21 protein-coding genes and 1 tRNA gene are annotated in these 20,857 nt (G+C 64.2%); 17 read left to right on the top strand and 5 right to left on the bottom strand.

The genetic code is table 11. The annotated features are described in order from the left end of the window. Positions 1-20 precede the first annotated feature (20 nt). On the bottom strand, positions 21-2,450 hold the full coding sequence (locus JJJ16_RS00200; RefSeq protein WP_219750901.1) for a S9 family peptidase: 2,430 nt from the start codon (positions 2,448-2,450) through the stop codon (positions 21-23). 64 nt (positions 2,451-2,514) lie between these two features. Between JJJ16_RS00200 and JJJ16_RS00205 the strand changes: the two genes are divergently transcribed. From JJJ16_RS00205 to JJJ16_RS00270, 14 genes are all read left to right on the top strand, one after another. After that, a complete protein-coding gene (locus JJJ16_RS00205) occupies positions 2,515-3,093 on the top strand; it encodes a GtrA family protein (RefSeq protein ID WP_219750902.1) in 579 nt (192 codons plus the stop codon). A gap of 28 nt (positions 3,094-3,121) precedes the next feature. Beyond that, entirely contained in the window at positions 3,122-4,054 is a 933-nt protein-coding gene (locus tag JJJ16_RS00210) for a patatin family protein (RefSeq protein WP_219750903.1), read from the top strand. 680 nt (positions 4,055-4,734) lie between these two features. Further along, on the top strand, positions 4,735-5,970 hold the full coding sequence (locus tag JJJ16_RS00215) for an IS256 family transposase (RefSeq protein ID WP_219750904.1): 1,236 nt from the start codon (positions 4,735-4,737) through the stop codon (positions 5,968-5,970). A gap of 910 nt (positions 5,971-6,880) precedes the next feature. Continuing rightward, positions 6,881-7,132 carry a glutaredoxin-like protein NrdH gene (nrdH, locus tag JJJ16_RS00220; RefSeq protein ID WP_016460788.1) on the top strand — a complete coding sequence of 84 codons (252 nt, stop codon included), beginning with the start codon at positions 6,881-6,883 and terminating at the stop codon, positions 7,130-7,132. A gap of 230 nt (positions 7,133-7,362) precedes the next feature. Beyond that, complete coding sequence (nrdI, locus tag JJJ16_RS00225; RefSeq protein WP_003796905.1) at positions 7,363-7,779, top strand: class Ib ribonucleoside-diphosphate reductase assembly flavoprotein NrdI; 417 nt, start codon at positions 7,363-7,365, stop codon at positions 7,777-7,779. Further along, complete coding sequence (gene nrdE, locus JJJ16_RS00230; protein ID WP_219750905.1) at positions 7,749-9,905, top strand: class 1b ribonucleoside-diphosphate reductase subunit alpha; 2,157 nt, start codon at positions 7,749-7,751, stop codon at positions 9,903-9,905. Before nrdI ends, nrdE begins: the two co-directional genes overlap by 31 nt. A gap of 226 nt (positions 9,906-10,131) precedes the next feature. Further along, positions 10,132-10,638: a hypothetical protein gene (locus JJJ16_RS00235; protein WP_219750906.1), complete on the top strand. Its 507-nt coding sequence runs from the start codon at positions 10,132-10,134 to the stop codon at positions 10,636-10,638. A gap of 12 nt (positions 10,639-10,650) precedes the next feature. Continuing rightward, complete coding sequence (locus JJJ16_RS00240) at positions 10,651-10,827, top strand: hypothetical protein (RefSeq protein ID WP_219750907.1); 177 nt, start codon at positions 10,651-10,653, stop codon at positions 10,825-10,827. Further along, positions 10,812-11,189, top strand: coding sequence for a hypothetical protein (locus tag JJJ16_RS00245; RefSeq protein WP_219750908.1), 378 nt, complete (start codon positions 10,812-10,814; stop codon positions 11,187-11,189). Before JJJ16_RS00240 ends, JJJ16_RS00245 begins: the two co-directional genes overlap by 16 nt. A 119-nt stretch (positions 11,190-11,308) precedes the next feature. Next, positions 11,309-11,722, top strand: coding sequence for a hypothetical protein (locus JJJ16_RS00250; RefSeq protein WP_219750909.1), 414 nt, complete (start codon positions 11,309-11,311; stop codon positions 11,720-11,722). 121 nt (positions 11,723-11,843) lie between these two features. Beyond that, on the top strand, positions 11,844-12,272 hold the full coding sequence (locus JJJ16_RS00255) for a hypothetical protein (RefSeq protein WP_219750910.1): 429 nt from the start codon (positions 11,844-11,846) through the stop codon (positions 12,270-12,272). A gap of 101 nt (positions 12,273-12,373) precedes the next feature. Next, complete coding sequence (locus JJJ16_RS00260) at positions 12,374-14,125, top strand: ABC-ATPase domain-containing protein (RefSeq protein ID WP_219750911.1); 1,752 nt, start codon at positions 12,374-12,376, stop codon at positions 14,123-14,125. Positions 14,126-15,913: 1,788 nt separating this feature from the next. Further along, on the top strand, positions 15,914-16,708 hold the full coding sequence (locus JJJ16_RS00265; protein WP_219750912.1) for a MerR family transcriptional regulator: 795 nt from the start codon (positions 15,914-15,916) through the stop codon (positions 16,706-16,708). 108 nt (positions 16,709-16,816) lie between these two features. Beyond that, positions 16,817-16,888: transfer RNA gene (locus JJJ16_RS00270), tRNA-Asn, on the top strand. Here JJJ16_RS00270 and JJJ16_RS10265 read toward each other — a convergent pair. Further along, complete coding sequence (locus tag JJJ16_RS10265; RefSeq protein ID WP_219751925.1) at positions 16,850-17,158, bottom strand: helix-turn-helix domain-containing protein; 309 nt, start codon at positions 17,156-17,158, stop codon at positions 16,850-16,852. The two genes, JJJ16_RS00270 and JJJ16_RS10265, sit on opposite strands and share 39 nt — an antisense overlap. Positions 17,159-17,244: 86 nt before the next feature. On the opposite strand from JJJ16_RS10265, the gene JJJ16_RS00280 reads away from it, so the two are divergent. Together JJJ16_RS00280 and JJJ16_RS10270 are read left to right on the top strand one after the other, a co-directional pair. Further along, positions 17,245-17,577, top strand: a complete 333-nt coding sequence (locus JJJ16_RS00280; RefSeq protein WP_219750913.1) for a helix-turn-helix transcriptional regulator — start codon at positions 17,245-17,247, stop codon at positions 17,575-17,577. A 37-nt stretch (positions 17,578-17,614) separates the two neighbouring features. Continuing rightward, the gene (locus JJJ16_RS10270) at positions 17,615-17,806 is read left to right on the top strand and encodes a helix-turn-helix domain-containing protein (RefSeq protein WP_413243676.1); all 192 of its coding nucleotides are present in this window, start codon (positions 17,615-17,617) and stop codon (positions 17,804-17,806) included. Between the two features lie 64 nt (positions 17,807-17,870). On the opposite strand, the gene JJJ16_RS10225 is transcribed toward JJJ16_RS10270, so the two are convergent. After that, positions 17,871-18,005: a hypothetical protein gene (locus tag JJJ16_RS10225; protein WP_264081507.1), complete on the bottom strand. Its 135-nt coding sequence runs from the start codon at positions 18,003-18,005 to the stop codon at positions 17,871-17,873. Between the two features lie 125 nt (positions 18,006-18,130). On the opposite strand from JJJ16_RS10225, the gene JJJ16_RS00290 reads away from it, so the two are divergent. After that, complete coding sequence (locus JJJ16_RS00290; RefSeq protein WP_219750915.1) at positions 18,131-18,721, top strand: hypothetical protein; 591 nt, start codon at positions 18,131-18,133, stop codon at positions 18,719-18,721. On the opposite strand, the gene JJJ16_RS00295 is transcribed toward JJJ16_RS00290, so the two are convergent. Continuing rightward, complete coding sequence (locus JJJ16_RS00295; RefSeq protein ID WP_219750916.1) at positions 18,651-19,139, bottom strand: hypothetical protein; 489 nt, start codon at positions 19,137-19,139, stop codon at positions 18,651-18,653. The two genes, JJJ16_RS00290 and JJJ16_RS00295, sit on opposite strands and share 71 nt — an antisense overlap. 222 nt (positions 19,140-19,361) lie before the next feature. Beyond that, a complete protein-coding gene (locus JJJ16_RS00300; protein ID WP_219750917.1) occupies positions 19,362-20,474 on the bottom strand; it encodes an IS1249 family transposase in 1,113 nt (370 codons plus the stop codon). Positions 20,475-20,857: the final 383 nt, after the last annotated feature.

The following is a 20,857-nucleotide window of genomic DNA, read 5'->3' on the forward strand; positions in this document are numbered from 1 at the left end:
ACGAAGACCGCCCCCACCTGTTACACCGTGACGCCCACCTGGCCCAGCGCGAAGGCGAACTCCTCGCAGCGCGCCGCCCACCGGCCCTCGCGCCCGGAGGGGCCGGCGTGCCCGGCGACCATCTCGGTGCGTAGGATGATCGGACGCTCGAGCGGGTCGCGTGAGGCGACGAGGCCGTGGCCGGCCTCCCCGCTCGCGCTCGCCTCGCCGGCCTCCGAATCGCAGCAATTGCAGCGCTGCCCAGCCCCGGCCTCGTCCGTGGAGGGAACCTGGCCGGTGGCCTCGCGCAGGCGCTGCACCCACTTGGTGGGCTCCACGAACTCGACGCGCGTGTCGTTGACCGACGTTGTCGCCATGATCGCGGGCAGGAGCGCGCCGTCGGGCACGTTCTCGTACGGCGTGTAGCGGCTCATCGCGTCGAACACGGCGCGCGAGGTCAGCGGATTGCCCCACTCCTCCCACTCGCCGACGGTGAGCGGCAGGGACGGGTCCAGGATCGTCGACAGCGCGTCCACGAAGGGCACGCCCGCCAGGATCGCGCGGAAGCGATCGGGGGCGGCGTTGGTGACCGCGCCCATGAGGAGGCCTCCGGCGCTGCGGCCCTCCGCGACCAGGCGGCCGGGCGCCACCCACCCGGAGTCGACCAGCCAGTCGGCCACGTCGATGAAGTCCGTGAAGGTGTGCTCCTTGACCAGCTCCTTACCGTCCTCGTACCAGGCGCGGCCCATCTCGCCGCCGCCGCGCACATGCGCGATCGCGTAGACGACGCGGCGCAGGATCGGCAGACGCAGGGTCTCGAACTCGGGGTCGTAGCTGACCTCGTACGAGCCGTACCCGATCTGCCAGCCCGCGTGCGTGCCGTCCGGGCGCGCGTCGCGATGGTGGATGAGGGTAACGGGGATGCGGGTGGCGCCGTCGCGTGCGAGCACCCACACGCGCTCCTCGACGAACTCGGCAGGGTCCCAGCCGGGCGCCTCGCGGGTGCGCAGGGTGCGCACGGTCAGGGCCGCGCCTTCGGGGTTCTCGGGGGACGAGGCCGGGGCCGGGTTCGGCAGGGAAACCTCGGCGACCGTCGGGGGCACGGTCTGCGACTGGAACTCCACGCGCAGCGGATCGGGCCACGGGGTCGGCACGGTCGCGATCGTGCGCACTGGGGCGTCCACCTCTACGCGCCTCCACGTGGGTGTGGGCTCGCGGCGATCCCACACGTCGACCTGCGTCAGCGAGCCCGAACGAAGCGAGAGCGCCACGTAGCCCGCGTGGGCCTCGACGTCGGTGATGCGCTCGCCCGGGCCGGGGCTGCGCAGCGGCTCCCAGGACTCAAACGGCGTGAGGGGTGCGGGCTCTTCCTCCGGCAGGGGAGTGCCCGGCGTGCGATCCGCCAGGGCCTGGCGACTGTACGCGGGGGAAGAAGTAACACCCAACTGTGCCAAGGCCTCGGGCGAACCCCCTTCGGGCAGCATCGCCTGAGCGAGCGAGCCCTCCTGCGTCAACCCCGTATGCACGATGAACAGGCGGTCGCCCGCCGAATCCGCCGACACCAGCGTGCGCGGGCGCACCGGCATCAGCGGCAGCGGGCGCACGGACGGGTGGGCGGGCAGCCACAGCCACGCGCGGCCCGCCGTCGACGACGAAGCATGAATGACGACGTGCCCCGGGAAACCCGAGGGAGCGAACCCCATCTCGAAGCCCTCGTCCGGCTCGACCAGCAGCAGCTCGTCGGCCTCACGAGGCGTGCCCACGCGGTGCAACCACACGTCGCACGCGCGCCACGCGTCGTCCACACCCATGTAGATAAAGGAAGCGGAATCATCCGCCCACGCGAAGCCGTACCCGGCGTCCACCACGGCCTCGTCGATGACGCGGCCCGACGCCTCCTGCACGACCCACGTGTAGCGCTCATCCCCGCTCGTGTCCCGCGCCCACGCGATCAGGCGCCCATCCGGGGACGGGTACATGTCCGCCAGGCGGAAAAACTCCTGCCCGCGCGCCCACTCGTTCTCATCGACGAGGAGCTCCTCACCGCGCGCTGGCACGCCCGGTTCGGGGACGAGCGGGATCGGCGCCCCGGCCTCGTCGCGCTCCACCGGCGCGCGGTGATGCGTCGCGTACGACTGGCCCTCCGCGAAACGCCGAAAATACCAGAACTCGCCCTCGCGGATCGGAACTGTCACGTCGGTGAGCGCCGTGGAAGCCTTGACCTCCTCCACGAGGCGCGCGGCCGCCTCGCGCGTCGGCGCCGTCACCGTGTCTGCCCACGCGTTCTCCGCCTCCAAATGAGCCCTGACCTCGGGATCCTCGCCGTCACGCAACCAATCCCACGGGTCATCAAAATGCTGCCCGAACTGGTCGCGCACCCGGTACCCGTAACGCTTCGGGGCAACCGGGGGAGTGTTCATCGACGAGGCATTGGCCGCCTCACGCGTGGTTGTGTCAGTCATGTGGACCATCTTAGAGGCGGGCGAACTGATGAGGATCCACGAAACAGTGGCGTAACCGTGCGAGACTATGGGGGTGAACGACGAACAAGCTTCCTCGCGCGGATCCGCTGCCACGCTCGAACCCGCGGCGCTCGCGGACCCGTCCGCGCCCCCTACCCAGCCCCAGACCCGAGGACAGGTTGACGGGGGACCGGCCCCGGCCTCGTCCCTGAGCCTGACGCAGCGACTCCTCGCCTGGGTGCGCGAATTTATCCAATTCGGCATGGTCGGAGCCACCGCCTACATCGTCGACGCCGGACTGTTCAACCTGCTCCAGCACGGGCCGCTCGGCTTCCTCGCCGGACACCCCAACACCGCGCAATTCATCGCCGCCGCGACCGCGACCCTGTACTCGTGGATCGCCAACCGCCTGTGGACCTACCGCGGCCGCACGCGGGACAACGCCACGCGCGAGGCCTTCCTCTTCTTCTTTGCCAACGCCTGCGGTATCGGCATCTCCCAGTTCTGCCTGCTGTTCACCCACCACATCCTGGGGTACACGTCGGCGCTGGCCGACAACATCGCCGTCTACGTCATCGGCTTCGCCCTGGGTACAGCGTTCCGCTTCTTCTTTTACCACTACGTGGTCTTCACCGGGCATACGCGCGCGTAGGTTCGAGGCACGGCGGTAGGGTCGAAACGTGAAGGAAACGCCAGAGCACTACCCGACCCCCGAAGAATCCATCGCCACGATGGTCACCATCGACGACACCGCCCTCGTCTTCGAAGGTGGCGGCATGCGCAACGCCTACACGGCTGCGCTCGTGAGCCGACTCATCGCCGAAGGCATCAACTTCCCCCATATCTCCGGGGTTTCTGCGGGGTCCAGCCACCTGTGCAACTTCACCTCCCGCGACGCTCAGCGCTCTCACGACACCTTCGTCGACATCGTCGAGGATCCCGAATTCGGCGGACTCAAGCACTTCCGCAAGGGCCACGGCTACTTCAACGCCGAGTACATCTACCAGCAGATCTGCTACCCCGACGGCGCCCTGCCCTTCAACATGGACGCGTTCCTGGCGAACCCGGCGACCACGCGCGTCGCGACCTTCAACGCGTCGCGCGGTGAGGTCCGCTGGTTCTCCAAGGAGGAAATGAGCACCCTGGACACGCTCGGACCCATCATCCGCGCCTCCTCCACGCTGCCGATCCTCATGCCTCCCGTCGAGATCGACGGCGACACCTATGTCGATGGTGCGCTCGGCCCCAACGGCGGCCTGCCCTTCGACCAGCCCCTGCGCGAGGGCTACCGCAAGCTCCTCGTTGTCCTCACTCGCCCCCGCGACTACGTCAAGGGCCCCATGCCCGCCAGCGTCGGCGCCCTCCTGCGCACCGCCTACCGCCAGTTCCCGTCCGTGTTTGAGGGCGTGGCTCGCCGCCCCGACCGCTACAACGCGGGACGCCGCCTCCTCTTCGACCTCGAGGAACGAGGCCAGGCCTACGTGTTCGCCCCCGACAACCTGTGGATCAACAACACCGAGTCGAGGCGCGAACGCCTGGAAGCGACCTACCGTGCCGGCCTGGTGCAGGCCGTGCGCGAAATGCCCGCGATCAAGGCGTTCCTGGGGCTGTAGGGATTTCCTTCTGCGCGTGTTCTAGCGGTGCTGCTTGTAGCGCCGCTGGCGTTCCGGGCGCCGGAGGGCCCGGCCGCCCGCGAGGCTAGGGCCTCACTTCGTTCGGCGCCGCGCCTCGAAGCCCGCCCGTGCCCTCCGGTCCCTCCGGCGCCCTCCACGCCGGCGGCGCTTGGTTGCTGATGTTGCTCGGTGCGTCGGCTCGAAGCCCGGCCAGGCCTCGCCGCCGCAGCCTGGACCTCTTGCGCCCTCCGGTCCCTCCGGCGCCCTCCACACCAGTGGTGCTGTGTCGCTTGGAGTAGCCCGGCCAGGCCCCGCCGCCGCCCACCGGCACCGCGGCCAGGACCCGCGGGTACCGCGGCCATGCCCTGCAGGTCAGGCGGTGTGGTCGTCTGAAACCGGTGTCGCCTTTGCGGGTGAGAATCGGTCGATTTTGGTGCGTATTTTGGTTGCAGTGGTGATGGTGGTTTCAACAGTTGCTATTCAAGGGCGTGCAGTGGTGATGGGGGTTTCATGCTGACCTGCATCAGTGGTTGCGGAGGTGTCATTGGTTGCATCGTAGTAGCGTCCCGCATAGTGGTGTAACCGTGTGGTGGTCGGCTCGTTTGATATGGGTGCGGTCACCGTGTGATCCTTCGAGAAAGCTCTCTACTTCTGACTCGAAACGATTTGGAGGCACAACGATGACCGCTCCTCATATTATCGACCCTGCTGGCATGCTTGGCGAGGCGTTGTCCCAGGCATCCCCGGATTTGATGCGTTCCTTGCTCCAGCACGTGATCAACGCGTTGTTATCAGCGGACGCTGATGCGGTGTGCGGGGCCCAGTGGGGTCAACAAGATCCGCAGCGCCAGGCCCAGCGCAATGGGTATCGCCACCGGCCCTTGGACACCAGGGTCGGCACCATTGACGTGGCGATCCCCAAGCTGCGCTCAGGCACCTACTTTCCAGAATGGTTGCTGCAACGGCGCAAACGCTCCGAAAGCGCCTTGATCACAGTGGTCGCTGACTGCTACCTAGCAGGAGTGTCTACACGCCGTATGGACAAGCTCGTCAAAACCCTGGGGATCACAGGACTGTCCAAGTCCCAGGTCTCACGCATGGCAACAGACCTAGACGAACACGTCGATCAGTTCCGCAACCGCCCCCTCCACGATGCCGGGCCTTTCACCTTCGTCGCCGCTGACGCGCTCACCATGAAAGTGCGCGAAGGAGGACGCGTCGTCTCGTGCGCGGTCCTGGTTGCCACCGGAGTCAACAATGACGGACACCGAGAAGTGCTGGGGGTACGCGTATCTACCAGTGAGACCGCTCCAGCCTGGAACGAGTTCTTCTCTGACCTGGTCGCCCGGGGCCTGACCGGCGTGCGCCTGGTGACCAGTGACGCCCATCTGGGCCTGGTTGAAGCCATCGCCGCCAACCTGCCCGGAGCCACCTGGCAACGATGCCGCACCCACTACGCCGCTAATCTCATGTCGGTCACCCCCAAAGCACTATGGCCCGCCGTCAAAGCGATGCTGCACTCGGTGTACGACCAACCCGACGCCGCATCGGTCAACGCACAATACGACCGGCTCTTGGACTACGTCCACGACAAGCTCCCCGCCGTGTGTGATCACCTCGATCAAGCCAGGGCAGACGTCCTCGCGTTCGCCTCCTTCCCCACCGGGGTATGGACCCAGATCTGGTCCAACAACCCCAATGAACGCCTCAACCGCGAAATCCGCCGACGCACCGACACCGTGGGAATCTTCCCCAACCGCCACGCAATCATCCGCCTCGTCGGAGCCGTCCTCGCCGAACAAAACGACGAATGGGCCGAAGGCCGACGCTACCTCAGCCTCGACATCCTCACCAAATCACGACTCACACCACAACCCACCCAACAGGAGGACACCCCACTCCAACTCAGCGCATAACCCAACCCGAAGGACACAAAACGATTACACCACTCCACAGGACTTGACCTGCATCGTCGCCACGTCACAGCTGCCTGCGCGCGAAAAAGTTCGCCCTGCTCCGCTTGGTTGAGCTGCGAGCGTGACTATATTCGCCCTGCAGGCGAAAAAGTGCCCAAAATTGGCGTTTTATGGTGTGCTGGGCGAGTTTTGTACCGGATGTGCCGATGGAGGGCCTGTGCTGGGCGAGTTTTGTACCGGATCCTGCATCTAGGGCCTCTTGCTGCCGATATGTTCCTCGGTCTGCGGCGCGCCCAGATGCGCACCCTATATGTAGGGCTCGTACAGGCCCCTAGATCTAGGGCACACCGCCCGTATAGATCGCCAGTGGGTGCCTCGTTCAGGCGCCCCTCGACCGCCTTTCCGCATGATTCCGGCCATTTCGCAGAAAATGCCACTCACCCCTATATCTAGGGGCACTTAGTCACCAACGACCCCTAGATGTTCGGGTACGACACGCCCAAGGTATCCACCAAAGAGTGTGATGCTCGACATCTTTCAGGTGGTTGGCAGGTGGTTATACACAGGGTGATGATGTGCTTGTCCACAGGGTGCACAGGTGTGTGTGAGGGTGTTGGAAGCCCCTAGATATGCCCGTGGGTTAGTTGCAAACCCCAATGTTTGCGCGCATCTTCGCCCACCTGTGTTGAGGGGGCGACAAACCGCAAAGGTGCCTCCGAGATCCTGACCGCTCGCTCCATCCACAGACCCCTCCCGCCTCGTCCACAGTAGGGGCGGCGCACACAACATCTAGGGGTCGCTTGCGTGGGTGGCCACGAGGTGTAGTGTTGTGGTGTTCGCGGCGAACGAGCCGCCAGAAAGACAACGCAGGATGCCAACGTCCGGCCTTGAGCCGCAAGGAGACACGAACATGTCGATCACAGTCTACTCCAAGCCCCGCTGCCCCCAGTGCGACGCGACCTACCGCGCCCTCGACAAGCAGGGCGTCTCCTACGAGAAGATCGACGTCACCCAGGACGCGGAATCCCTCGCCTTCATTAAGGGCCTCGGCTACCAGCAGGCGCCCGTCGTCGTGGCCGGCGAGGATCACTGGTCCGGCTTCCGCCCCGACCGCATCAAGGCTGTCGCCGCCGCAGCTGCCCCCCTGGCGCTGCAGGCCTGAGTCGCGCCGACAAGTCCCGGTCGCGAGGCTGGGACTTTCGCGTATCTGGGCGGGAACGAGGCCGGGGCTCACTCACGCGGAAACGGCATGCACGCGCTCGCATCGGCGAGGAGTGAAACGCATCATCGATGCGGGGAAATGAGCAGCCAACTGGCCGTGAGGACCCGCCGCCCGGGCCTCGGGGGTGAGACACTAGAGGTTCAGCATCCCGCCAAGCAGGAAGGATCATCATGGGCAGCGTCGTCTACTTTTCGTCGGCGACGGGCAACACCCGCCGTTTTGTCGAAAAACTCGGCCTCCCGGCGGCGCGAATCCCGTTGCTTCCCAAGGATGAACCCCTGCGCGTGACCGACGAGTACGTGCTCATCGTGCCCACCTACGGCGGTGGAAATATCAAGGGAGCGGTGCCCAAGCAGGTCATCAGGTTCCTCAATGACCCCGACAATCGAGTCCTGTGCAGGGGCGTCATCTCGTCGGGAAACACCAACTTCGGCAAGGCCTACTGCATCGCGGGCGACATCATCGCGGCCAAGCTGGGGGTCCCCCACATGTATAAGTTCGAGCTCCTCGGTACGCCCGAGGACGTCTCCAGAGTTCGCGAAGGACTGGAACAGTTTTGGCAGAAAACTACACCGACACAGGCGTAGAGGAAGCTCCCTCCCCGGAGCTGGACTACCACGCGCTGAATGCGCAGCTTAACCTGTACGACGCGAACGGACGCATCCAGTTCGACGCGGACCGTGCGGCGGCTCGCCAGTACTTCCTCCAGCACGTCAACCAGAACACGGTGTTCTTCCACGACCTGGAAGAGAAGCTGAAGTATCTGGTGGACGAGGGCTACTACGAGAAGCACGTCCTGGACCAGTACGAGTTCGCAGACATCAAGGAGCTGTACAAGCAGGCCTACGCCCACAAGTTCCGCTTCCCGACGTTCCTGGGCGCGTTCAAGTACTACACGTCGTACACGCTCAAGACCTTCGACGGTAAGCGCTACCTGGAGCGTTTCGAGGACCGTGTCGCCATGGTGTCCCTGTACCTGGCGCGCGGCGATATCGAGCTGGCTCGCAGCTTCGTCGATGAGATCATGACGGGCCGCTTCCAGCCCGCCACCCCGACCTTCCTCAACGCCGGCAAGGCGGCGCGCGGCGAGCTGGTCTCCTGCTTCCTGCTGCGCATCGAGGACAACATGGAGTCGATCGCGCGCGGCATCAACTCCGCGCTACAGCTGTCCAAGCGCGGCGGCGGTGTCGCCCTGCAGCTGACGAACCTGCGCGAGTCGGGCGCTCCGATTAAGAAGATTCAGAACCAGTCCAGCGGCGTCGTGCCCGTCATGAAGCTGCTCGAGGACTCCTTCTCCTACGCGAACCAGCTGGGTGCGCGTCAGGGCGCGGGCGCTGTGTACCTGCACGCACACCACCCGGACATCATGCAGTTCCTGGACACCAAGCGTGAGAACGCGGATGAGAAGATCCGCATCAAGACGCTGTCCCTGGGCGTCGTCATCCCGGACATCACGTTCGAGCTGGCCCGCAAGAACGAGGACATGTACCTGTTCAGCCCCTACGACGTGGAGCGCGTGTACGGCGTGCCCTTCTCCGAGATTTCGGTGACGGAGAAGTACCACGAGATGGTGGACGACGGCCGTATTCACAAGCGCAAGATCAACGCGCGTCGCTTCTTCCAGACGATCGCGGAGATCCAGTTCGAGTCCGGCTACCCCTACATCGTCTTCGAGGACACGGTGAACAAGGCGAACCCGATCAAGGGCCGCATCACCATGTCGAACCTGTGCTCGGAGATCCTGCAGGTGTCCGAGGCCTCGACCTACAACGACGACCTGTCCTACGACCACGTCGGCAAGGACATCTCCTGCAACCTGGGCTCGCTCAACATTGCGAAGACCATGGATTCCCCGGACTTCTCCAAGACGATCGAGATGGCGATCCGCGGCTTGACGGCCGTCTCGGACCTGTCGGACATCGGCTCGGTGCCGTCGATCGCCCGCGGCAACGCGATGAGCCACGCGATCGGCCTGGGCCAGATGAACCTGCACGGTTACCTGGCGCGCGAGCACGTGCACTACGGTTCCGAGGAGGCCCTGGACTTCACGAACATGTACTTCATGACGGTCCTGTTCGAGGCCATCAAGGCCTCGTGCAAGATCGCGCGCGAGCGCGGCGAGACCTTCGAGGGCTTCGAGGAGTCGAAGTACGCGTCGGGCGAGTTCTTCCGCAAGTACATTGACGAGGAGTGGGCCCCCACCACGGACAAGTGCCGCGAGCTGCTCGCAGCCTCCTCGATCAAGGTCCCGACCCAGGCGGACTGGGAGGCCCTGGCGGCCGACGTCGCCAAGTACGGCATGTACAACCAGAACCTGCAGGCCGTGCCTCCGACGGGTTCCATCTCGTACATCAACAACTCGACGTCGTCGATCCACCCGATCGTGTCCCGCGTGGAGATCCGCAAGGAAGGCAAGATCGGCCGCGTCTACTACCCGGCGCCCTACATGTCGAACGAGAACCTGGAGTACTACCAGGACGCGTACGAGATCGGCCCGGAGAAGATCATCGACACCTACGCGGTGGCCACCCAGCACGTGGATCAGGGTCTGTCGCTCACGCTGTTCTACCCGGACACGGTGACGACGCGTGACCTGAACAAGTCCTACATCTACGCGTGGAAGAAGGGCATTAAGACCCTGTACTACATGCGCCTGCGCCAGATGGCCCTGGAGGGCACGGAGGTCGAGGGCTGCGTGTCCTGCATGCTGTGACGTGACGCCCGTTTGTCGGGTGGTGCGGGGGTCGGGAAACCGGCCCCCGCACCTTTTTATGTGGGACGAGGCCGGGGTGGGCCGGGAGCGCCGGCGTGAGGTTGGGGCGGGCTGCGTCGAGTTGTAGTGAGTGGTGAGAAGGGACAATGAGGCGGAACTTCCGTGTTGCAGAGGTTGCTCGTATGATGTGGGAGGATAAGATCCCACATTCTGACCGGAGCTATTGATGAGCGACCCTTCCAATCCCTACGGCTCGGGCGGCGCGACCCCCTACGGCAGCCAGCCAGCGTACGGCACCCAGGCCTCGTACGGCACTCAGCCCGCTTACGGACAGGCCCCCCCAGTGCAGCAGCCCGCTTACGGCACCCAGCCCGCGTACGGCGCCCAGACCTCGTACGGCGCGGGTGCTTCCTACGGGCAGCCGATGTACGGCCAGGTCGTGTACGCCCTGAACCCCGCCGTCGAGCGCGTGCGTTCGAACGCGTCCATGGTGCGCATCATGTCTTTCGTTAGCTTTGTGACGGTGGGGCCGCTCCTGTCGTTCGGTGCGTGGTTCTGGAGTATGAGCCTCCTCAGCGAGGCCGAGAGCCTGGGAGCCCCCGAGGACGTGCTGAGGGACGTGCGCGGTGCGCGAACGACGGCTCTCATCTGCGGAATTGTCGGGATCGTGCTGTTTGGCCTTCTGATCGCCGCGCCCTTCCTCCTTGTCTGGCTCTCGGAATCATCGAAGTGATTGGTTGCGTGTATGAGTAACGAACAGATTCCCTCGATGGCCATGCAGTCCGGGTTGGGCTGGCCGCAGCAAGCCGACGGCCCCGTCGCGCCCCAGGCGGGTGCTCCCGCCTCGTCGTGGTCGAACGCTCCCGCCGCACCTCAGGCCCCCGCCCTGCCCAGTTTGCGCCCCCGGTGGGTGCGCCCGTAAACGTCGCGCCCGCCGCGCAGCAGGCCGCCACCCCGCAGTACGGCGTGAATCAGCAGGCCGCGTACGCGAGCCAGCCCGCGCAACCGGCCCAGGATCAGCTCCTGCAGCTGGCCTTCTCCCGCCTCAAGTCCAGCGCCACCGTCTTCTTCGTCATGTCCTTCGTGTGGTTCTTCACGACGCCGGTCATCCTGCTGCTCGCTAACGCGGTTCGGGCGCAGTGCCTGTGTACACACGCCCGGGAGATCGACGCTCCGTCCGACGTGACGCGGAAGGTGAACATTGCGTGTGGCATTGCGTTCGGCATGCTCCTCCTGCAGGTGAGCCTGATCATCTTGCTGATTGTCTCGGAGAACATGCGTTAGCGATCCAGTGGCAGCCACTGTGTTCGCGGTAACTAAAGGCCGTTTTGTTTATTTTTCTACTCTCGCGTCGGCTACGATGACAGCCGTATCCGATCGACACAAGCCATTCGGAGTAACTCATGAGCGATCCCGTGAACGCCTACCCCGCCGCCGGCCAGGAACAGCCCCAGCAGGCTTACGGTCAGCAGCAGGCCTACGGTCAGGCCCAGCCGGCCTACGGCCAGCCCGTTTACGCCCTCAACCCCGAGATTGAGAGGATCCGTTCGAACGCGTCGACGGCCCGCATGCTCTCCTTCGTGAGTCTCCTGGTCGGCCACCTCCTGCTTGCCGGTGGCATGTGGTTCTGGACCAACAAGCTGGTCGAGGAAGCCAAGATCCTGGGCGCCCCGATGGACGTGATGGCGGATGTGGAGAGCGCGCGCTCGGCTGCGAAGATCTGCTCGATCATCCAGATCGCGCTCGTCGTTGCGGTTTTCTTGTTCTTCATCATCTTGATGGTGATCGTCGGCGCGACTGCGGCCGCCAACAGCTGACGCATCGTTACGTGTGGGGCCCGTGGAAATGGCGAGTTTCCCCGGGCCCCAACGCATAGTGGTTGACGACCGCTGCTACGATAAACGATGTATCCAGCAACATATGAAAGTGGAGTTCCCCGTGAGCGATCCCGTCAACCCTTACTCCCCCGATTCTTCGAACTCGCAGGCCCCCTACGGCCAGCAGCCGACCTACGGTCAGCAGCCCGCCTACGGTCAGCAGCCAGCGTATGGCCAGCAGCCGGCGTATGGTCAACCCGTCTACGGCCAGCCGATGTACACCCCGCCGGTCTCGACGCAGTTCGACAGCATGCGCACGCAGGCGATCATCGCGATGGTCCTGTCCATCGTGAGCTGGTTCTTCCTCTGGATCCTGATGTCGATCCCCGCGATGATCTGGGCTATCGTCACCGACTCCAGCGCCCGGAATCAGGGTGCGCCGGCTACCGTTCTCAGCATGACGAAGCCCGCGAAGATTGTGTCGATGATTATTGTGGGCATCCAGTCCGCCATCCTTCTCCTCGCGATCATTGTCAGCATCCTTGACTGACGCCACTGTGAGAGTCGCGCGACAGCGCCGACTCCTCACACTCCGGAGCCTGTAGGAACGGTGATGCCGTTTCCGCAGGCTCCGCCTGTATTCTTGAGGGTATGACTCCCCGATACGAAGCACCCTCGCGCGCCATCGCCGGAACCGACGCAGACCTCCTCGACCAGCTGCGACACGCGGACGGACGCCCCTACCGCTTCTACAAGAACGCCCTCGGTGCCTGGGATTACGGGGACTTCACCCTCGCGATCGATCACGTGCAGGCCGATCCCTACGCCCCGCCCTCGTCCCTGCGCGCCTGGTCGACGCCCGAGGCCATGGGACTGCCCGAGGCCGCCCTGGCCTCGTCCGACGCGCGCCTGGCTGCCGCGGACTTTATCGCCCGCTCCTTCGACGAGGCCATCCGCGCCCGCGGCACCCGCGACGTGTCCATTGCCCGCGCCGGCGCCCTCATCCTCCAGCGATCCTACGCGACCGTCCTACCCGACCGCGTCGAAGTCCGCTTCCAGGTCAAGCTCCCCGCGCGCGGACGCACGATCCTCGGCAAGAGCGCCGCCCGCCTCTTCGACGTGGACGTGCCCAACATCGTCATGGACTGCTTCGACTTCGTCTCCGAGGACCCGGACACCACCCGCAAGCGCTCCCGGCTCCTCGGCCACGTCGCCGCCTACGAGGACTACCGCGCCCTCCAGGGGATCCTCGAGGAACGCGGCTGGGTGTCCTTCGTCGCCGACGAGGCCCTGTTGGCACGCCGATCCGGCGTCTCCGAGGCGCCCCTGACCGGTGACGGCGTCGTCGCTTTCAGCGCCCCCGAAACCCTGCGCGCCACCGTCACCCTGCCGCACACCGGCGAGGTGTCCGGCATGGCGATCCCCCAGGGCCTGACCCTCATCGTGGGCGGCGGCTACCACGGCAAGTCCACGCTCCTCGAGGCCATCGCCCAGGGCGTGTACGCGCACATCCCCGGCGACGGCCGCGAGCTCGTCGCCACCGACCCCACCGCCACAAAGGTGCGCGCCGCCGACGGGCGAGCCGTCACCGGCGTCGACATTTCGCCGTTCATCACCCACCTGCCCGGCGGCGCCGACACCACGTCCTTCTCCACCGAGAACGCGTCCGGCTCCACCTCGCAGGCCGCCTCCATCATCGAATCCCTCGAGCTGGGCGCGCGCACCCTCCTCATCGACGAAGACACCTCCGCGACCAACCTCCTCATCCGCGACACGCGCATGCGCGACCTCGTCGCCGCCGAGAAGGAACCCATCACGCCCCTCGTCGACCGCGTCACCTCCCTCACCGAGGCCGGCGTCTCCCTCATCATGGTCGTCGGCGGCTCCGGCGCGTTCCTCGACGCCGCCGACCGGGTCCTCATGATGGACAACTACCGCTGCCTCGACGTCACCTCCCGCGCACGCGAGGTCGTGGCGGACCTGCCGCGCCCCCGCACCGACGCCCCCACCAGCTGGGAGGCGGCGCCCCGCGTGCCCGCCGCAAAGGCCCGCGTGGACCGCCCGCGCACCAAGGCCTCGGGCACTTCCGTGCTGACGATCGACCGTTCGACCGTCGACATTTCCGATGTTGCCGCAGTCGTCGACCCCGGGCAGGCCGAGGCCATCGCCTGGTGCGTGCGCGGCGTCCTCGAGGAGATGGCCGGCAAGCAGTCCATGCCTGAGCTCATGGCCAAGCTCGGACGGCGCCTCGCCTCCGAAGGCCTGGACGCCGTCTGCAAGTTCGGCGCCCGCTCCTACCCGGCGTTCCTGGCACGTCCGCGCCTCATCGACGTGGGTGCCGCCATCAACCGCTACCGCGGCCTGTCCCTGCGTGAGCCGCGCAGCGAGTCGGACGAGTCATAGTCGTTGTTGGGCGCCACGGGTGTTTCGGGCGCCTCGTGTGCTTTGTTAGGCCGTGCTGCGCCGTGGGCGGCGGCCCGCCCGCGAGATCGCCACACGCGAGCCTGCGGCTCGGAGTGGTCGATCTCGAAGCCCGGCCAGGCCCCGCCACCGCCCACGGGCGCCGCAGCCAGGCCCTCCGGCGCCCTCCACACCTGTGGGGCTGGGGCGCTGATCGGCGCGTCGTCTCGAAGCCCGGCCATGCCCCGCCACCGCCCACGGGCACCGCGGCCAGGTCCTCCGGACCCTTCGGCGCCCTCCACACCAGTGGGGCCTGGTGTACTGAGGTCTGGCTTGGCGCGTTGTCTCGCGATCCGGCCAGGCCCCGCCACCGCCCACCGGCACCGCGGCAGATCCCTCCGGCGCCCTCCACACCAGTGGTGCCTGGTCGCTGTTTTCTGGTTCGGTGCGTCGTCTCGATGCCCGGCCAGGCCCCGCCACCGCCCACGGGCACCGCAGCCAGGCCCTCCGGTCCCTCCGGCGCCCTCCACACCAGTGGTGCCGTGTCGCTGTGAATAGCCCGGCCAGGACCCGCCGCCGCCCACGGACGCCGCAGCCGTACCCTCCGGTCCCTCCGGTGCCCTCCACACCAGTGGTGCCTGGCAGCTGTGGTGCCGCCCGTGGGTATCGCAGGGGTCTCGCGCGCTGCGATTTCTGGCCGATCTTCTGCGTGTTGTTACAAACGTCGTCAATCCAAGGCGTTTTTCGAGTGGATTTCGGATCCGTTGTTATAAACGTCGTCAATCCGGCGGCTTTTTCGTTGAAAATAGTGGTTTTTGGGCGCAGATTGACGACGTTTGTAACAGGGCCCGTTGAAGGCCGTTTCAAAATGCGCCAGTTTGACGACGTTTGTAACGTCGTTCGCCCACCGGCCCTGCGGCCGGGTCCTCCGGACCTTCCTGTGGTGTGCGTATTCTGGATAGGAAGCTCTGTTCTGGATAGGAACGGCGCTTCTGGATAGCTCATTAACCTATCCAGAACGCAATAACCTATCCAGATTGCTGTTTCCTATCCAGTTCGGTGGTGCGTACCGGCCTGGTCGCTTGCTTGGTGTGTGGCAGTGGGGGTTTGCACGACATGAAGCCCCCTGGTGGCGTGTTGTCAGCGTATCGGAGCCACGTGTCGTGTAACTCCCCCACATGTTGGTGCTGAAGCCGCATCTGACGCTGATGTAACGCCCAGATCGCAGACCACCTCGGTGAAAAACGCTGAAAATGGGCTGTTACGGGCGAAGTGGTCTGCGTTTTGGGCGCAACAGTGGCTGACGTGGTGTTCGTGCTCGCACGTAAACCCGCTATTGCGAGTAGTAACCCGTTGTTTCGCGCGTAAACCCGCTATTTGGAGTGTGGGCGGGGCTGCCCAGGCTCGTATTAGCGGGTTAACGTGCGGATTAGAGGGTCCACGTGCGAATTGGTTGGATAACGCCTACCTTGCTTGGCTTGTGAGTGCCGCGAACGGTACAAAAGTCGCCCTGCGTGCGCATTTCGGCCACAATCGGGCAGTTTTTCTGGAGCAGGGCGAACTTTGTCACGCAAGGGGCCGGATGCGCCTCGTGCTGGGCGAATGTTGTCGCGACAGGGCGCTGGGGTGTTCTTCTACGTGACCGGGCCGTTGAGGTGGTTTCAATCCCACTGTGACACTGGCATTTTCTTCCATGCGGCCGCGACACAGATACGTCCTTCCGCGTGAATATGACGCGCGCGTGTTCTTCCGCTTGACCATGACGCGGCGTCAGGGGTCAGAATCATTGTCATGAGTAACGACACCACTCTCTACACGGTCGGAGAGGTCGCTGAGCGATTCTCGCTGACGGTGCGTACTTTGCACCACTGGGAGGCGCAGGGCCTTCTCGCTCCCGCCGTGCGGAGCTGGTCGAACTACCGGCTCTATTCGCGCGAGGACTGCGTGCGTGTCCAGAGGATTGTCATCTACCGGGCGACGGGGATGAAGCTGATGGATATCAAGGCTCTCCTCGACTGTGGAGACTCTGAGATCGAACACCTCAAGAGGCAAAGAGAGAGCCTTCTTGCTCAGCGTCGCGAAACAGACGCAATGATCGAAGCACTGGATACACTGTTGGAGGATGCAATGAATGACAACGAACTCACCCTTGAAGAGGTCGGGAAGATTCTGGGAGACGCCGACTTTGCGGCTCACCAGAACGAGGCCGAAGAGCGCTACGGAGATACCGATGACTGGCGTGAATCGCGCAGGCGTACAGCCGCGTGGCGCGCTGCAGAATGGCGTCAGAACTCTGAGCGATTCCACGACATCGAACGCAGGATGATCAACGCAATTCGCGATGGTGTCGCCCCTGACAGTGAGAGGGCCGTCGGCCTTGTCGAGGAGCATAGGGAAGTACTCAGCGAGTTCTTTCCGGTCACGCCCGCCAAGCACTACATCATGTCTCGAGGCTACATCGACGACGAGCGATTCCGCGAGCACTACGATTCGCAGCAGGTTGGCTTTGCGCAGTGGCTCGCCGACGCGATCGAGTGCGTCGCGAGGCGGCAGGGGCTGGATATCCAAAATCCCACGTGGGAGTGAACGCCCCAGGCAGGGAAGTCGGATGGCAGTGACACGCAGCATAGCTGGAGGCCCGTATCTGGCTTGCCAGTTCCGAATGGTCTCTGCTACTATCTTCTCTTGTCGCAATCCTGCGTAGCTCAACGGCAGAGCATCCGACTGTTAATCGGACGGTTGTTGGTTCGAATCCAACCGCAGGAGCTCTCCCCCCGGCCCATCAGGGTCGGGGTTTTCGTTTATCTGCCCCGTCGTGAGCCACTCAAATGGCACGCGGGTGGCGAAAGCCCAGGCGATGAGGACGGGTTTGCGGGGCTTGGATGCCCCGCGTTCGGCGGCGGACACTGAGTTTCGCGAGACGCCAATTAGCTCAGCTAGCTGTGCCTGATCAAGGTCTGCGGTCTCGCGCGCCTTCCTCAGCCGGTCATTCAGGTCGAATTTGGGGATCCGGGGTGCAAGTGTTTGAGTGCTCATGTCGATAAGTTTAACGACTGTATCTACCGCACGGCAAGTCAATGATAAAACTTGACGAATAATGAGATGTGAGCCAAACTGTGAATATGCACAGTTCAGACACGGGCGCACAGCCTGCACTCATAGGTACTCGCGAAGCCGCTGAGATTCTCGGTGTCCCGCGCACAACGCTTGCCAGCCGACTTGCTGCAGGGGCGATTGCTCCGGCGATCAAGCTGCCCGGCCGCACAGGAGCCTTCCTGTTCGACCGCGCATACATCGAGCAGATCGCAGCTGACGAGCGCGACGCCACCCAGCGACGCTCCGCGCTCGCGGCCGCGCCGTCCGCTCCCGAGGATTACGCGATCCAGGATGAGCGCACGGGCACCGTCATCCTCCACGCCTTCCACGGCTCTATCGACGGTGGCGATGCAGCGTGATGCGCAGCGTCGCGGCGGAGCTGGGGGGTGAGTCCTCGTGACCCCGGGGTGGGTAACCCCGAAGGGGGCGGCGGACTACTTGCAGGTGTCTGAGTCCACGTTGTACGCGCTGCGCCGGGCTGGGGACGGTCCCCGGTACGCGAAGCGCGGGCAGTTGGTCCGTTACTCGATCGCAGATTTGGACGCATGGATGCGTCAGAACATGGAGAACTCTCATGAGGATGAATGAAAGCTTGGTGGGCGGGCGCCCGTGTGCCGGGGCACCCGCCCACCGGGAGAACACGATTAGCGGATCACTTGCCGGATTCCTTGATGGTCGTGTTCGGGTGGCCCTTGCCGTAAGTGGCCGTGACGTATCGTCCGGTCACGGCGCTTCGGTAAGTGCCCTTGGAGGACTTGCCGCCTCCGCTCTTTCCGCCTTTCGCCATGCCTGTCACCTCCTTTCATGCGAACTCAAACGCCCTCAAACGGGCGTTGCGCGCATGGTACGGACCCGCATGTGCATTTGCGTCCACCCCGCTGTGGAGGAGGCCGTGGTCGGCGGTGATGCAGCATGATGCGCAGAGAAGAAAAGGCCCGCGAGGCTGTCGAGGAGGCCTGTCAGGCTGTCATCAAGGCCTGCACGGACCTGTACGAAGCAGAGATGTTCCTCAGTACTTTCGAGAGCCGTGAACGCTCGGCGGTGGGCGGCGCTGCTGCCCGCGTGGCCTCGGCCGCCGACGTCGCGAACACTCATCAGTCGAACATCCGTGAGGATGCGCAGCCCTGCAAGGTTTTGCCTGTGGACCGTGACCATGAGGTGTACGCGGAGAGTCGTCTCCTCGAAGCAGCGTCTGCGCTGCAAAAGGCAATCGGCGTTTCGCGCGTGATCGTGCCAGCTGACAGGGGCGAGATGGCGGAGTCTATTCTCCTTTCGGTCGCCGAAGATTTGAACAGGGCGGTTGAGGCGCTGGGTTACCCGACGCTTCAAGTCATGCTGGGCGACGACGTTCCAATCTCTCAGCTACAGCACAGCTTGATGAGGATGTCCTGCGTTGTAGCAGAGAAATACTGCAGCTACGTCGAGAACGGGCTCAGAGTCCACGCTTCCGGGGAATCGGGTGTCTCCACGTGTGCCGAGTGCCGTCAGGCTGAGTCCAGGTGACGACGATGCAGACATTCATCTCGCTCCCGTGGTGTCTCGAGTACATGAACAGGGCCGATGACTTGGCATCGATCGGGCCTGCCGGTGGAGGCGTGAAAATCTCGTTGTCAGTGTCGATGTCGACCTCAACGTCGGTTAGCGTCGCGTTCCCGGTGTTGACCAGAGCGTACATGTCGCCTTTCTCCCACTTCACCTCCCATGGAGGCGCTGCGTTGGCTTCGGCGAGGGTGTCGGCGAGGCGTTGTACGCCTGCGGCGGTCTGTTCAGCGGCTTCGACTGTGCGTTGTGCTTCGTCTCGCGCGCGTTCTGCGGCGGCTTTGGCCTGCTTCGAGACGTTCGATCGGACCCATGAAACGGCGGCTCCGATGAGCGTCAGGATGGCGCACACCGCCATGACGACGTTTGCTGCTGTTTCCAAGTCTTCCTCCTCGGTGAGGTGTGGGTGCCGCACTGCTTCGTGCGGCCTGGCGGGTGTTACCCACCTTACCGAGGAGGGGGCCATCCGTGGTGCGGATGGTTCGTCTTCCTCAGCATCTTCCTCCGCTTACTCCTGCGGTGCTGGGGGAGACCGTGGCCTGCCGGGGGCCAGTGCTCATACCCCGGCAGGCGGGTTATAGGACAAAACGTGTTGGTTGAGGGGTTAGTCCCAGGTGTTGTGGTAGGGGGTGGTGTGGTGGAGTTCGTTCCAGCAAATTGCGTCGCCCCAGCCGGGGATGATGGCGGTGGCTTGGTGGTTTTGCGCGGCTTGTTGCCAGGCGTTTTCGAGGTCTGCGTCGGTGGGCATGGTGGCGAGGATGCGGGCTGCTGGCTGTGGGTGCGCAGAGTGGGTGTAGCACCACCAAAACACGGCTTTCATGCGTCGGGTTAGGCGCATGCCACGGTGATCGCGCAGCATCTGGCGTAGGCGCGCGTTCGTGCTTTCGATCTGGTTGGTTGTTGCAGGCATCGGGTGGTCCCAGGTGGGGTCCAGGTACGTGAACAACAGGCCTTGCCTGATGAGCTTGTTGAGACTGTTACGAGCCCGTACAAGCCTGTCGTGGGTGTATTCCCATCCTCCGTCAGGCCTGCGTGTTTTCTCCTCCAAGAAGTCCTTCCAGCGCGTGCACCACCCCTGGTAGGCACCGATCCATTCCTGAGCTTCTTCTCGGCCCTCCACGTGCAAGAGTTGTTGCCCAAGAGCGTATAAACCTTGTGAGGCCGCCAGTTTGGGGCGCGTTGTAGTGGCTTGGCGAATACGGCAATACGCGTGGAAGGTGCAGCGTTGGATGCGCGTGGTCGGCCAGATTCTCTTGCAGGCTTTCGCGAACCCACTGCCCCCGTCAGTGACAACCAGGGCCGGTGGCGCGATCCGGCTCATGAGCGCTTCCCAGGCACGGGAATTCTCGCTCCTAGCCGCGTACCAACCCAGCACATGATCAGGTGTTTGGGCGATGAGAACCACGGCACCTCGGCCCAGGTGGATACCGTCAACGAAGATGACGTCATGAACCTCATCGACGATCGGGCTAAACGGCCATAACTGCCACAATGGCTCACAGCGCCTGCGAAACGAGCGTCCCCCACCAGGTAAATCCGCCTGACGGCGCCGACTGAGCAGCCAGGCCAAGAACTCATCAAGATGCTTCGCCGTGGAATTAATGCGGCTGACCTGGCTGATATTGCACAGGGAGCAGCGCCATCGCTGCGCCCCTGACGCTGAGTGCCCATACCTGGTCATCACGCGCCCGCACGCCGGGCATTTCGGGGTATTCATACCCCCACGATGAAACAACCAACTTCAATGTGGATTTTCCCGCACCAGCAAGCCGAAAAGTCGCTACAAAACCAACACGTTTTGTCCATCCTTCAAGTTGGCTCTCACCAACTTCAATACCGATTTTTCCGCACTAACAAGCCGAAAAGTCACTACAAAACCAACACGTTTTGTCCTATAACCCCGGCAGGCCACACCGTTCAGGTGTCGAGGTACAAGATTTTCGCGCGTCCCGAGGGTGGGGTGCGGCGAGGTTAGCTCCGTGGGGCCGGGTTTGAGTGTTGGTGGGTTGCGAGTCTCCGCCCGGCCCCACGGTCCCCAGTTGAAAAGAAAAGCGCCCCGGCCGATTGGGGTCGGCCGGGGCAGTCCAAGAAAGGACTATC

The organism is Schaalia sp. ORNL0103 (assembly GCF_019429565.1).
Classification (GTDB): domain Bacteria; phylum Actinomycetota; class Actinomycetes; order Actinomycetales; family Actinomycetaceae; genus Pauljensenia.